This is a genomic window from Leucobacter sp., assembly GCF_053528595.1.
In genome coordinates this window covers 39,616-52,886 of the sequence record NZ_JAIVPF010000064.1, presented here as the reverse complement: position 1 = coordinate 52,886, position 13,271 = coordinate 39,616, and the positions used below count along the sequence as shown (strand labels likewise).

General features: G+C 70.2%; 11 protein-coding genes. 5 read left to right on the top strand and 6 right to left on the bottom strand.

The window, feature by feature from the left end; all coding sequences use genetic code 11:
* Positions 1-32: 32 nt before the first annotated feature.
* The 3 genes from ACWKZU_RS13190 to ACWKZU_RS13180 form a co-directional block, all read right to left on the bottom strand.
* On the bottom strand, positions 33-1,595 hold the full coding sequence (locus ACWKZU_RS13190) for an ABC transporter substrate-binding protein (RefSeq protein WP_449282787.1): 1,563 nt from the start codon (positions 1,593-1,595) through the stop codon (positions 33-35).
* A gap of 213 nt (positions 1,596-1,808) precedes the next feature.
* Complete coding sequence (locus ACWKZU_RS13185) at positions 1,809-3,467, bottom strand: amidohydrolase (protein WP_449282786.1); 1,659 nt, start codon at positions 3,465-3,467, stop codon at positions 1,809-1,811.
* 134 nt (positions 3,468-3,601) lie between these two features.
* Positions 3,602-4,075, bottom strand: a complete 474-nt coding sequence (locus ACWKZU_RS13180; RefSeq protein ID WP_449282785.1) for a MarR family winged helix-turn-helix transcriptional regulator — start codon at positions 4,073-4,075, stop codon at positions 3,602-3,604.
* Between the two features lie 93 nt (positions 4,076-4,168).
* Here ACWKZU_RS13180 and ACWKZU_RS13175 point away from each other — a divergent pair, with 93 nt between their 5' ends.
* The 5 genes from ACWKZU_RS13175 (at position 4,169) to ACWKZU_RS13155 (ending at position 9,533) form a co-directional block, all read left to right on the top strand.
* Complete coding sequence (locus ACWKZU_RS13175; RefSeq protein ID WP_449282784.1) at positions 4,169-5,101, top strand: SDR family NAD(P)-dependent oxidoreductase; 933 nt, start codon at positions 4,169-4,171, stop codon at positions 5,099-5,101.
* 23 nt (positions 5,102-5,124) lie between these two features.
* Entirely contained in the window at positions 5,125-6,012 is an 888-nt protein-coding gene (locus tag ACWKZU_RS13170; protein ID WP_449282783.1) for an amidohydrolase family protein, read from the top strand.
* A 2-nt stretch (positions 6,013-6,014) separates the two neighbouring features.
* Entirely contained in the window at positions 6,015-7,223 is a 1,209-nt protein-coding gene (locus ACWKZU_RS13165) for an acyl-CoA dehydrogenase family protein (protein WP_449282830.1), read from the top strand.
* Positions 7,224-7,428: 205 nt separating this feature from the next.
* Positions 7,429-7,884 (top strand): MaoC family dehydratase, encoded by a 456-nt coding sequence (locus ACWKZU_RS13160; protein ID WP_449282782.1) that lies wholly within the window; start codon positions 7,429-7,431, stop codon positions 7,882-7,884.
* Positions 7,885-7,988: 104 nt separating this feature from the next.
* Positions 7,989-9,533: an acyl-CoA synthetase gene (locus tag ACWKZU_RS13155; RefSeq protein WP_449282781.1), complete on the top strand. Its 1,545-nt coding sequence runs from the start codon at positions 7,989-7,991 to the stop codon at positions 9,531-9,533.
* Between the two features lie 92 nt (positions 9,534-9,625).
* On the opposite strand, the gene ACWKZU_RS13150 is transcribed toward ACWKZU_RS13155, so the two are convergent.
* From ACWKZU_RS13150 to ACWKZU_RS13140, 3 genes are all read right to left on the bottom strand, one after another.
* Entirely contained in the window at positions 9,626-11,113 is a 1,488-nt protein-coding gene (locus tag ACWKZU_RS13150; protein WP_449282780.1) for an aldehyde dehydrogenase family protein, read from the bottom strand.
* A gap of 60 nt (positions 11,114-11,173) precedes the next feature.
* Complete coding sequence (locus tag ACWKZU_RS13145; RefSeq protein ID WP_449282779.1) at positions 11,174-12,127, bottom strand: IclR family transcriptional regulator; 954 nt, start codon at positions 12,125-12,127, stop codon at positions 11,174-11,176.
* A 61-nt stretch (positions 12,128-12,188) separates the two neighbouring features.
* Entirely contained in the window at positions 12,189-13,151 is a 963-nt protein-coding gene (locus tag ACWKZU_RS13140; protein ID WP_449282778.1) for an AraC-like ligand-binding domain-containing protein, read from the bottom strand.
* Between the last annotated feature and the right edge of the window lie 120 nt (positions 13,152-13,271).

The window sequence follows — 13,271 nt, the reverse complement described above, 5'->3', positions numbered from 1 at the left end:
GTGCCGCCGGGACGGGCCCGGCGGCACCGGTGTCAGCCGACGATGCGGAAGATGTGATCGTCGAGCGAACCGCCCAGCATGTGGGCCTCGAAGCCCGGGCGCTGCGCGTAGAGGTAGTTCTCGGTGAGCAGCGGCGCGGTGTGCGCCTCCGAGATCAGGGCGTTCGCGGCCTCGTTCAGGGTGGCGCAGCGCGCGTCCTCATCGGCCTCGCCGCGGGCCTCCTCGAACAGCTCCTCGACGCCGTCGGCCTGGGTGGCTCCGATGTTGGCGCCGCCCTCGAGGATCTCCGGGCCGACGAAGGCCCCGATCGGGCTGGCGAGCGTGCCGAGGAAGTTGAGGTCGGCGAAGATCGTGAGATCCCAGTCGCCCGGCTGCGTGTACACCGTCGAGATCCACGTGCCCACGTCGACGTTCTGCAGTTCGACGGTGGCTCCCGCGGCCCGCAGCGCCTCCTGCACGTAGACGTTGCCCGCGCCGTTGGTACCGACGACCTGCGGTCCCACGAGCCGGATCGTCACGCCCTGCAGCGCGGAAGACGCCGCCTCGGGGTCGAAGTCGATGAGCGCCGGATTGGGCTCGCCCGTCACGCACGAGGCCGCGGAGGAGGCGAGCGTGGTCGACAGCTCTCCGCCGCCCAGCTGCACGACGTTGTTGAACTCCTCGCGGTCGATCGCCTGCACGACCGCCTTGCGCACCGCGGCGTCGGTGAAGGGGCTGCCCTCGCGCTCGTTGAAGATGAAGTAGAAGTCGCTGAACAGGAAGGGGGTGACGGTGTAGCCGTCGCGATCGGCGAAGCGATCGGTCGACTCCGGCTGGATCTTCGCGATGTCGAGCTGCCCGTCGAGCACGAGGTTCGTGGTCGCCGAGGTGTCGGGCGAGACGACGTACTCGAGGTGCTTCGCCGGTTCGCCGGCGATGTCCGTCGTCCACTCCGGCCACTGGTCGTAGTCGTCGCGGAGCTCGTAGCTGTAGCGCACGCCCGACTCGGCGCTGCTCAGGATGTAGGGGCCGGACTCCGCGCCCTCCACGTGCCCTGCGGCGAGCCCCTCGGGGTCGGCGAGCCCCGCGGGGCACACGATGCCGGTGGGCGATGCCGCGAGTGCCTGCACGAGGTAGGCCCAGGGACGCTCGAGATCGATCGTCACCGCACCGGCGGCGTCGTCGGCCGAGATGCTCGGCATCTGGCTGCCGAAGGTCTGCGGCACGATGGTGCCGGGCGAGTTGGCGTAGGCCTCGAGCGAGTCCTTCACGACGGTGGCGGTGATCGGCGTTCCGTCGGAGCAGGTGATCCCGTCTCGCAGCGTGAACGTCGTCGACTGCGGCGTCGACTCCCAGGAGGCCGCGAGACCGGGCACGGGGCCGCCCTCGTCCATGCGCACGAGGGTGTCGAAGCTGGCGCGGGCCAGCATGAAGTCGGGCAGGGACATGCCGACCGCGGGGTCGAAGGTCGCGGGGATGTCGATGGTGGCGCGGATCGTGTCGGTGTCGACGGGGGTCTCGCCTCCCCCTCCGCCGCCTCCGCCGCTGCAGGCGGTCAGCAGAAGCGCCGCTCCGATGGCGAGCGCCGCTGCGGGGCGCGCGATGCCGTGTGTCATGGTGTGTCCTTTCGACGTTGAAGGGGACTCGTTGGGTGGTGGTGCGTGGGGGGGTGATGCGTCGGATCGGAGCGCGGCCGGTCCGCATCGCTGCGAGCGGATGCGCAATTCAATTGAGATTAGAAATGATTGAACTATTCAATGATCTAAGAGCACGATGCCGGATCGGTCAAGCCCTCGCGATTCCCGAAACGAGATCGTTACCGCGCGGCATCATTCCCGGGCGAAGACCTGCCGGCCTCCGACGTACGTGCGCAGCACGCGGGCCTCGGCGATCCCGAGCGGATCGATCTCGAAGAGATCGCGATCGATCACGGCGAGGTCGGCGAGGAAGCCGGCCCGGAGGCGTCCCGTCTCGTGGGCGTGCCCGCTCACCCGGGCGGTGCCCGCGGTGTAGGCGGTCAGCGCGGTCGCGAGGCCGAGCTTCTGCCGGTCCCCGCCGAAGGGCAGCGATCCGTCGGCTCCCTCGACGCGGTTGACGCCGACGTGGATGGCCGCCAGCGGATCCGGGGTGCTCACGGGCCAGTCGCTGCCCGCCGCGAGCGCCGCGCCCGCCGCGTGGAGTTCGCCGAAGGGATAGAGCCGGTCCGCGTGCGCGGGCGAGACGAAGGGGATCGTGAGCTCGTCGTTCGCGGGCGCGTGCGCCGCCCACAGCATCTGCAGGTTGGCCACGGCGCCGAGCTGCGCGAAGCGGGGGACGTCCTCGGGCGCCACCAGCTGCAGGTGCGCGAGGTGATGCGGGCGGGCGGGATCGCCTCCCGCCGCGCGCGCCGCCGCCACCGCGTCGAGCGCCTCCGTCACGGCGCGGTCGCCCAGCGCGTGGAAGTGCACGGTGAATCCCTCCGCGTCGAGGGCGACGACGTGGCGCCGCAGCTCCTCCGGATCGAAGAACGAGATGCCGCGATTCTCGAGCACGTGTCCGCAGGCGTCGCGGTAGGGCTCGTGCACCGCGGCGGTGAAGGTCTCGGTGACCCCGTCGACCATGATCTTGATCGCCGTGCCGCGCCAGCGCTCGGGAGACATGTCGGCGGCCATGCGCGCTCGCGCCGCGAGCTTCTCGGGGATCTGCTCGACACCTCGACCGCGCTCCCACCACAGGCAGCCGGTCACGCGCATCGTGAGGTCGCCGTCGCGATCGGCGGCGAGGTAGGCGCCCATCGCGATCTCGGGCGCGAGATCGTAGCCGAGGATCGCGTCCTGCCAGGAGGTGACGCCGAGGCTGTGCAGGTACCGCTGCGAGGCCAGCAGTCCGCGGCGGGCGAGATCGAGCGTGAGCTCGGGCTGCAGAGCGCGCACCAGCAGCATCGCGCCCTCGTAGAGGTTGCCGTCGGGCTCGCCATCGGCGTCGCGGCCGATGCGGCCGTCGGCCGGATCGGGGGTGTCCCGGGTGATGCCGGCCAGTCGCAGCGCGGCGGTGTTGACCCAGCATCCGTGGTGGTCCCGATTGCCGAGCACGGCCGGCCGGTCGGGCACCACCGCGTCGAGCGCCGCCAGCGATGGCCGACCGGCCGGGAAGTGCTCCGACGACCAGCCCGAACCGATGACCCACTCCTCCTCCGGGTGCGCGGCGGCGTAGTCCGCGACCGCCGTCAGGCACTCCTCGGCGCTCCCCACCCCGGTGAGATCGCACTGCAGCATCTCGATGCCGCCCTGCACGGGGTGGATGTGCGCATCCTGGAATCCGGGGATCACGAGACGGCCCGAGACGTCGACGACCTCGGTGCCGGGTCCGCGCAGCGGCAGCAGCTCGGCGTCGCTCCCCACGGCGAGGATGCGCCCCTCCGAGATCGCCACGCCGCCGGGCACGGAGCGCTCGGCTCCGGGGTCGTAGGTGCTCCCGCCCAGCAGCAGCGTGTCGGCGAACCGTGTCATCGATGACCTCCAGAGCCCGTGCGGACCTCGTCGCCCACATCGTTGTCAACAATGATGACATCGGTGATGCGCATGGTCAACCCCTCGCCCGGAGAAGGGTGCGCGCGAGCGCGCCGGGTCGGTGAGCGCCGGGATCAATCCTCGGGGAGGAAGGCGAGCCGCTGCAGCAGCTCGGCGAGCGCGCCGCGCTCCGCGGCCGTCAACGACGCGTACAGCTCCGCCTCGGCGGCGAGCACCGCGGCGCGCGCCTCGCGCTCGAGCACGCGCCCCTCCGCGGTCGGCACGATCACCCGCGAGCGGCGATCCCGCGGGTCGGTCTCCCGGCGCACGAGAGCCCGCTCCTCCAGCCCGTCGACGATGGCGACGACCTGGCTGGGGTCGAGCCGCAGGAAGTCGGCGAGCTCCCGCTGCGACGGGCGCAGATCGTCGCACGCGAGCGACAGCACCGAGTAGGACCGCGACTTGAGCCCGAAGGCGCGCAACGCCCGGTGCCCGACGACGAGCGAGTTGGCGTTGGCCCTCGCGAGCAGGAAGCTGAGGTCCTCGGTCAGCGTGCTGCCGCGCCACCGCTCATCGAACTCGGGTACCCGCTCGCGCTTCTCGGCCATGCGACCACTGTAGCAATAACCTGATTTTCGCAATCATTGAATTTTTCAACTATCTATGGAAGCATGTGCTCAGATCCGATCGAAGGAGTTCGCATGTCGCTCGCAGGTACCGTCGCCATCGTCACCGGCTCGGGCCGAGGCCTCGGCCTCGCCTACGCCCGGGAGCTGGCGAGACAGGGCGCCTCCGTGGTCGTCAACGACGTCGACGCCGCCACCGCCGCGGCCGCGGTGGAGCGCATCGAGGCCGACGGCGGCACCGCCGTCGCGGTCGTCGCCCCGGTCGGTCCGACCGAGACCGCGAGGCGGCTCGTCGACGCGGCCTTCGATCGCTTCGGACGGCTCGACATCCTCGTCACGAACGCCGGTGTGCTGCGCGACACCGTGCTCTGGAAGATGAGCGACGACGACTTCGACCTGGTGACGAACGTGCACCTGCGCGGCACCTTCACCTGCGTGCGGGAGGCCGTCATCCGCATGCGCGAGCAGGGCGAGGGCGGGCGCATCATCTGCATCGGCTCCCCCACCGGCCAGCGCGGCAACTTCGGACAGACCAACTACGCGGCGGCGAAGGCGGGCATCGTGGGCATGGTGCGCACCTGGGCGCTCGAGCTCGAGCGGGCCGGGATCACCGCCAACGCCGTGATCCCCGTCGCGGCGACCGCGATGACCGCGACCGTGCCCTACTTCCACGCGGCCGTCGAGGCCGACGCCCAGGGCGAGCCGATGCCCGACTTCTTCCGCACGGGTCTCGGCTTCGGCACCGCTGCGGACGTCGCCCCCCTCATCGCCTATCTGGCCTCGGAGGCGGCCGCCGGAATCACCGGCCAGGCCATCGGGGTCGGCGGCGATCGCCTGCAGATCTGGTCGCACCCCGAGCCCGTCGAGAGCCTCTTCCACGAGGGCGGGTGGAGCGCGGACGCGCTCGCCGCGGAGGGCGGCCCCGCCATCGCAGCGGGGCAGCAGTCGGTCGGCGAGACGTTCCCGCCGCTGCCGGAGGCGCTGCAGCCGCCGGCCCCCGCGGCCTGATCCCGACGCCGAGGAGATCCACCATGACCCGATACGAACCCGCGCTCGACCTCGAGGACGTCGTCGCCATCGACATGCATGTGCACATCGAGATGGACGCGCACGGCCACAACTCCCTGCCCGACGACCTCGCGGAGGCGGCCGCCGCCTACTTCAGGAACGGCGGACTGCAGCCCGAGCTCGACGCGGTCGCGGACTACTACCGCGAGCGGAGGATGGCGGCCGTGGTCTTCACGGTCGACGCGACGACGCACCTCGGGCACTCGCCCGTCTCCAGCGCCGACATCGCCGAGGGCGCGGCGCGCAACAACGATGTGCTGATCCCGTTCGGATCCGTCGACCCGCATCTCGGCCGGGAGGCCGTCGACCTGGCCCGCCGTCTGATCGAGGACCACGGGGTGCGCGGCTTCAAGTTCCACCCGACGGTGCAGGGCTTCGACCCCGGTGACGAACGCTTCCACCCGCTGTTCGGGATGCTCGAGGAGGCGGGATCCATCGCCCTGTTCCACACCGGTCAGACCGGGATCGGCGCCGGGATGCCGGGCGGGCGGGGTCTGCGCCTCGCGCTCTCGAACCCGATGCTGCTCGACGGGCTCGCCGCCGACTTCGGCGAGCTGCAGATCATCATGGCGCACCCCTCGGTGCCGTGGCAGGACGAGGCGATCTCGGTTGCGACGCACAAGCGCAACACCTGGATCGACCTCTCCGGCTGGAGCCCCAAGTACTTCCCCGAGTCGCTCGTGCGCGCCGCCGGCACCTACCTCAAGGACCGGGTGCTCTTCGGCAGCGACTACCCGATGCTCAGCCCCGATCGCTGGATCGACGACATCGCGCAGACCGCACTCAAGCCCGAGGCTCTGCCCGGCATCATGCGGGACAACGCGATCCGCCTGCTCGGACTGGAGCGGTGAGCATGGCCACCGGCGTCGGCGAACCCTCGATCCCGGCGGCGAGCGCAATCGGGATCGACCCGCTCGGCTTCGCCCGCACCCACCTGAGCGAGCCCGCCCGCGCGGCCCTGTCCCGGCTGCAGCGGACGCTCGAGCGCGAGGTCGCACCCCTCCTGAACGACGCGTGGGAGACCGCGAGCCTGCCCCCGGACATCCTCGGCGCGCTCGTGCCCCTGAACCTCATGCGCCCCGACGGGGTCGCCGAGAGCGAGGCCGACTCGAGTCTCTTCTCCGGCTTCCGCAACTACGTGCTCGCCCGCACCGACGTCTCGGTCGCGACCCTCGTCAATGCGCAGTCCGGCCTCTTCCGCACCACCGTGCGCCTCGGCGGCTCGCCCGCGCAGGTCGCCGAGCTCGATCCGCGGGTGCGCGACTTCTCGCTCAGGGGCGTCTTCGCCCTCACCGAGCCCGAGCACGGCTCCGACATCGCCGGCGGCCTCGCCACCACCGCGACGCGCGACGGCGGCTCCTGGGTCCTCGACGGCGAGAAGCGCTGGATCGGCGGCGCCGACACGGCCGACGTGCTCGCCGTGTTCGCCCGCGACACCGCCGACGGGCAGGTCAAGGCGTTCCTGGTGCCGCGCGACGCCGAGGGCGTCTCACTCGAGCCGATCACCGGCAAGATCGCGCTGCGCCCCATGCAGAACGCGACGGTCGGCCTCGCCGGCGTCCGCGTGCCCGACGAGGACCGGCTGCAGAACGTCGACTCGTGGCGGGATGTCGCCCGCATCCTCGGCGCCATGCGCTCCGACGTCGCCTGGATCGCGACCGGGCTGCAGGCCGGGGCCCTCGACGCCGCACTCTCCTACGTGCGCGAGCGCGAGCAGTTCGGACGCCCCGTCGGCGGCTTCCAGCTCGTGCAGGAGAAACTCGCCCGCATGCTCGGCAACCTCACCGCCTCGCTCGGCCTCGTGACGCAGCTCTCGCTGGCGCAGGACGCGGGCACCCGCACCGACGCCAACTCGTCGCTCGCGAAGATGTGGACCGCGCTCCGCGCCCGCGAGACGGCCGCCCTCGGCCGCGAGATCGCCGGGGGCAACGGCCTGCTGCTCGAGCACGGCGTCGCCCGGTTCTTCGCCGACGCCGAGGCCGTCTACTCCTACGAGGGCACTCACGAGATCACCTCGCTGATCGTCGGCCGGGCCCTCACCGGAGCCTCCGCCTTCACCTGATCGCTCGGGATCCCGGGCGTTCGCCCGATCCCTCCGCCGACACCCGCCGCCGTGCCGGAGAGCGGCCCCCACCGCCATCGCGGGCACGCAACCCCACCTGCATCCAGCGGGCGCGAAGCCCCCACCCTCATCCTGCGGGCGCGCAGCGCATCGCAGGATCCACCGCCCACGACCCACCGCCCACCCACCACCCGAGGAGCATCCCATGACCACCACCGCCGCCTACACCGACGCCCCCTCCCTCGCCGGGACCGACCTCGGCTTCTCCGACTGGCTCGAGGTCACGCAGGACCGCGTGAACCTCTTCGCCGACGCGGTCGACGATCACCAGTGGATCCACGTGGACGCGGAGCGCGCCGAGCGGGAGAGCCCCTTCGGCGGGCCGATCGCGCACGGCTTCCTCTCGCTCTCGCTCGCCACGAAGTTCTGGTCGGAGCTGTTCGATCTCGAGGGTGTCACGACCCGGGTGAACTACGGCCTCGGCAAGGTGCGCTTCGTCTCACCGGTGCGGGTCGGCGCGCGCGTGCGCATGAGCGCCGTGATCGCCGAGGTGGCCGAGGTGCCGGGCGGCTACCAGTTCACCGTCGACCAGACCTTCGAGGTCGAGGGCGGCTCGAAGCCCGCGGTCGTCGCACGCAGCCTGTACCGTTTCTACGCGTAACCGGTTCCTCCGGGCTCGGCTCCTCCCGTCGTCCCGCGGTCACGGCCGCGCGCCGCCCGCAGGGCGACGGATCCTCCCCGCACACCCCTCGAAGAAGAGGCATCATGCAGCATCACGGACTCGGCGCCTGGCTCCCGAAGCGACGCCGGAGCACCCCCGACCAGGTCGCGCTCATCTACGACGACGGCCGGGAGATGACGTACCGCCGGCTCGCCGACCTCACCGACGCGATGTCGGCGCTGCTCGCGCAGCACGGCGTCGGCAAGGGGGATGCCGTCGCGTTCATCGGCGAGAACTGCCCCGAGTTCATCATGACGCTGTTCGGCTGCGCGCAGCTCGGCGCGGTCTTCGTGCCCGTCAACACGAGACTGGCCCCGCCGGAGATCGAGCACGTGCTCGCCGACAGCGGCACGCGGGTGCTCGTGCACGGACCCGACTTCGCCGACCGGGTGGCCGAGGTCGCCCACCGCGCCGGCGTCGTGCACCGCCTGCAGACGGGGGAGGCGGGATCCGACGGGCTGCCGGGCCTCCGGCCGCTGCTGCGGTCGGGATCCCGCGAGCGCCGCGATGCGCTCGTCGTCCCGGACGATCCCGCGATGATCATGTACACCTCCGGGACCACCGGACGGGCGAAGGGCGCGGTGCTGAGCCACGGCAACCTGACCTGGGTCAGCATCAACACGGTGCTCGACTACGATCTCGTCTCCAGCGACGTCGCGCTCATGATCTCGCCGCTCTTCCACGCCGCGGCGCTCGGCATGGGCGCGCTGCCGGCCATCCTGAAGGGCAGCACGCTCGTGCTCGAGCAGCGGTTCGATCCCGGCCGCGCGCTCGATCTCATCGAGCGCCACCGGGTCACGAGCCTCAGCGGCGTGCCGACGACCTACCAGCTCATGGCCGACCACGAGCGCTGGGAGCGCACCGATCTCTCGAGCCTCAGGAAACTCACCTGCGGAGGATCGGCCGTGCCGACGCGCATTCTGGACGCCTACGAGGCGCGGGGGCTCTCCTTCTCGCAGGGGTACGGCATGACCGAGACCTCCCCCGGCGCCACCTGCCTCTCGCCCGCGAAGACGCGGGAGAAGCAGGGCAGCGTGGGACTCGCGCACTTCTTCACGGAGGTGAGGGTCGCCGACGGATCGGGCGTCATCGCCCCGCCCGGAGCCGTCGGCGAGATCGAGGTGCGCGGCCCCAACGTCTTCCTCGGCTACCACGGGCTCCCGGAGGAGACGGCGCAGGTGTTCACCGACGACGGCTGGTTCCGCTCGGGCGACCTCGGCTTCCTCGACGAGGACGGATACCTCTTCATCTCGGACCGCCTCAAGGACATGATCATCTCGGGCGGCGAGAACATCTACCCCGCCGAGGTCGAGGACCGCCTCAACAGCATCGACGGGGTCACCGGAGCCGCGGTGATCGGCGTGCCGGACGAGCAGTGGGGCGAGGTGCCGTGGGCGGTGCTGACCATCGCGCCGGGAACGGATCCCGAGCGGGTGAGCACCGCGGCGGTGCGCGAAGCGCTCGACGGGAGGCTGGCCCGCTACAAGCTGCCGAAGCGCGTCGTCGTGGTCGACGAGCTGCCGCGCACGGCCTCGGGCAAGGTGCGCAAGGCCGAGCTGCGGGCGCGGTACGGGGGCGAGCCGCGGTAGCGGCGCGGCGACGGCAGCGGCGGCGGCAGCGGCGGCGGCAGCGGCGGCGGTTCGCCCTCCGGGGAGCGTGCACCCCGGAGGGCGAACCGGTCTCAGAGTGGATACTGCCCCGGCTCGCGACGCATCGTGATCCAGCGGGTCTCGGTGAATGCATCGATGTTTGCCGCCGCGCCGCCGTGTCGGGACCCCGTTCCCGACGATCCGACGCCGCCGAAAGGCGAGTTCGCCTCATCATTGACGGTCTGGTCGTTGATGTGCACGATCCCCGTGGGGATGCGTCGAGCGAGCTCGAGCGCACCGAGCGCATCGCGGCTCACGATGCCGAGCGACAGCCCGTACTCGGTGTCGGAAGCGAGTTCCACGGCTTCGTCGTCCGTGGAGTACGAGACGACCGACGCAACAGGACCGAAGACCTCGTCGCAATAGGCAGCCGCATCGCGCGGCGGGTGGGCCAGCACTGTCGGACGATAAAACAGCCTCTCGAAGCTGCCTCCCGCTGCCAGTGTCGCGCCTGCGGTGACGGCCTGCTCGACGAGGGCGTGTACGCGATCCCGCTGCGTCTCGTCGATCAGCGGGCCCAGGTGCACCTGCTCGGTGGCGGGATCGCCGACAATCATCGTGTCGGCCTTCGCGGCGAGCTTCGTCACGTACTCGTCGAAGAGCGACTCGTGCACGATATGGCGGCCGACCGTCATGCAGATCTGTCCTTGATGCAGGAAGGCGCCCCAGGTCGCGAGATTGACGGCCTGTTCGACATCCGCGTCCTCCCGCACGATGAAGGCCGAGTTCCCGCCCAGCTCGAGGTGCGCACGCTTCAGATGCCTGCCTGCGAGCTCACCCACACTCCGACCGGCGCGCGTCGATCCGGTGAACGCGATCACTCGCACAACCGGATCGGTCACAAACGCTTCTCCGACCGCGGCCCCGCCGGGAACGAGTTGCAGCAGTCCCGGAGGGAGACCGGCTTCCTCGAAGATCCGCACCATCGCGACTCCGCCCGTGATCACGGTGCGCGGATCAGGCTTCAGCAGTACCGCATTGCCCAGCGCGAGCGCCGGAGCAACGGCGCGGATCCCGAGGATCAAAGGCACGTTGAACGGCGAGATGACTCCCACGACTCCCACAGGCACCTGCTCGGCGAGCGAGATCCGCGGCTCCTCGCTCGCCAGGATCGATCCGAGCGGAGCCGACGGGAGAGCGGCTGCCTCGTAGCACTCCGAGGCGGAGACGTGCAGGGCGAATCCCGCGAGCGGAGGGATCGCCCCGACCTCGCGAATGTTCCAGCCGCAGATCTCATCGGCGTGCGCCTCCCAAAGCGCACCGGCTCGACGCAGGACCGCCGCGCGGGCCGAGTGTGGCAGGGCCGCCCACTCCCTCTGCGCAACGGATGCGCGCTGCGCAGCGCGATGCACGTCTTCGACATCGGCGAGTCCGATCGTCGCGAGCGTCTCACCAGTCGCTGGCGCGATGGACGGCACGCTCCCGCCCCCTCCCTCCACCCACTCGCCGTCGATGAAGATCCTGCCCTCGAATTCCGATACGTCGATGAGCCGAGGCGACACCGCTTCTGTTCCACCCATGTTCCGTTCCTTTCTCCATGATCTGCCTGCCGTGCGCGCGGACCTCGCGGCGCGGACGCGTCACCCCGCGAGCCGCAACTCGCGTGCGATGGCCTGCGCCGCTTCGCGGATCCGACGCGCGAAGGCCCCCTCATCCCAGCGCTCGGGCGAGAGCACGACTTCGACCGCCGCGTTCGGGTAGCCGTCGCCCACCGGGATCGGTGCCGCGATCGCCACGCTCCCCTCGCCGAACTGAACGAGGTAGCCGTGCTGGTTGCACGAGGCGAGAGTCCGGCGGATCTCATCGATGCCGCCGGCTACCGCAGACGCCTCCCGGGAGGGGATGCGGCGCAGGACACGGTTCCGCCAGCCGGCCGGTTGCGCCGCGGTGAGTGCCGCACCCATGGCGGTCGCGAGGAGCGGGAAGACCTTGCCCTCCTGTGCTCGCGTGGGAGCCGAGCGGGTGCCGCGCACATGTCCGACGTACATCGCCTCCGCCGTCTCGGGGGTGTCGGTAGTCAGCACTCCGAGGAACACGTTCTCACCACTCGCGTCGTAGAGACGAGTGAGATGCACCTGGGCCGCCTGCCTCAGCTTCAATTGCAGTTCCGAGTACTGTGCGAGTTCCCATACGAGCGAGCCGACGCAGTACCGTCCGCTCGCCGTTCGGCTGAGGAGGCCCAGCGCGACCAGATCACCGATGAGCCGGTGCACCGTCGAACGAGGGATGCCTGATCGCTCGACCAGTTCCTTCGCGGAGAGAGTGTTCTCTTCCTGCGTGAAGCAGCGGAGCAGCGACACAGCCCGCGAAAGCAGCGGGGGTACCGAGGGCGGGGACGCTCGTTCGACCCCGTGAACGCCGATGCCGCCGCGCGGGCGCAGAGCGGCGGAATCACCGCCGACGTCTTGGATCTGATTGTGCACGCGCCCTCTTCTCTGCGGTTCAGCGGGCCGCCCGCCGCTGCGCGGTTCGCCGTGAGGCGTGCAACTCACGTTAGCGTCGGCTGCCCCGACGACACTGACCTTCTCGAACACGGAAGTTGACCCTCCGCGCAGTCTTCCCACCCATCGGCCGCCGACCGGAGCGTCCCGACGACTAGGCCTGCGTCCGCATCTCTCGAGGGCTCACCCCGAACTGCTTCTTGAACGCACGGCTGAAGTGCGTCGGTTCCAGGAACCCCCACCGCGCTGCCAGAGCCGACACGGGTTCGTCGAGCAACGACGAGTCCTGCAGATCGCGGCGGCAGCGCTCGAGACGACGCTCACGTACCCAGGAACTCACGGTCAGACCGCTCCGTTGGAAGAGGACCTGCAGATACCGCGGAGATATGTAGTGCGCGGCAGCGATCGTGTTCGGCCCCAATGAGGGGTCGCCCAAGTGCTCCTCGACGTAGTTCATGATCCGACGCAACAGCGCGCCCGGCGAAGCTCCCGCCTGCTGCAGGTCGAGTTCCGATGCAAGCATCGTCCCGAGCAGATCCACGATGTTGTATGGGAGACGCGACCCCGAGGGGCGTGCGAATTGCTCGAGCTGCACCATGAGCTGGGTCATGAAGGGCGAGACGCTCGCAGCGAGTCCTCTCGATCGGTCGAATCGCACGGCCGTGAGCTGCGCGACGGCTTCGGGCGATAGCGAGAGGAACTCCCGCGGAAACATCACGATCGCCGTCCTGGCGCCGTCGCTCGACAGCAACGAGTACGGCCGGGAGGTGTCGTAGATGGCGAGATCCCCCTTGCGCAGCACGGCTTCTCGCGAATCCTGCGTCACCATGCTCTCGCCTTCGAGCATGAGGCTCAGCTTGTAGAAGTTGTTGCCCGTCCCCTCCTCGATCAGTTCGGGGGTGCGCTCGATCAGGTGTTCCGGTGCGGTGACCTCGAAGCAGAACATCTGGCCACGACCGGCCGTACGCAGGCGTCCGGCGAACCGACGGTGCTTGCTGCTCACCGCGAGCGGCATGACGGAGTGCCGCACGAGATCCGCGTACTCGTCGATCGTGTGCGTCATCGCGGTATGTACGCCGGTGTTCACCGTGTCGACAGCCGTTGCAGAGGGGTTCACGGAGACCTCGCTTTCTTCTGCGCCATTGCATGAATGCGTGTCACCAACGTTACGAAGCAATCGTCCCACGCGGTGAAAATGTCTCATGAGATGGGACGAGTTTCTCGAATCTTCTGAGTC

What these genes read in the sequence shown, in the direction of transcription:
- ACWKZU_RS13190 (WP_449282787.1), bottom strand. Translation starts at nt 1,595, where the DNA reads ATGACACACGGCATCGCGCGCCCCGCAGCGGCGCTCGCCATCGGAGCG.
- ACWKZU_RS13185 (WP_449282786.1), bottom strand. Translation starts at nt 3,467, where the DNA reads ATGACACGGTTCGCCGACACGCTGCTGCTGGGCGGGAGCACCTACGAC.
- ACWKZU_RS13180 (WP_449282785.1), bottom strand. Translation starts at nt 4,075, where the DNA reads ATGGCCGAGAAGCGCGAGCGGGTACCCGAGTTCGATGAGCGGTGGCGC.
- ACWKZU_RS13175 (WP_449282784.1), top strand. Translation starts at nt 4,169, where the DNA reads ATGTCGCTCGCAGGTACCGTCGCCATCGTCACCGGCTCGGGCCGAGGC.
- ACWKZU_RS13170 (WP_449282783.1), top strand. Translation starts at nt 5,125, where the DNA reads ATGACCCGATACGAACCCGCGCTCGACCTCGAGGACGTCGTCGCCATC.
- ACWKZU_RS13165 (WP_449282830.1), top strand. Translation starts at nt 6,015, where the DNA reads ATGGCCACCGGCGTCGGCGAACCCTCGATCCCGGCGGCGAGCGCAATC.
- ACWKZU_RS13160 (WP_449282782.1), top strand. Translation starts at nt 7,429, where the DNA reads ATGACCACCACCGCCGCCTACACCGACGCCCCCTCCCTCGCCGGGACC.
- ACWKZU_RS13155 (WP_449282781.1), top strand. Translation starts at nt 7,989, where the DNA reads ATGCAGCATCACGGACTCGGCGCCTGGCTCCCGAAGCGACGCCGGAGC.
- ACWKZU_RS13150 (WP_449282780.1), bottom strand. Translation starts at nt 11,113, where the DNA reads ATGGGTGGAACAGAAGCGGTGTCGCCTCGGCTCATCGACGTATCGGAA.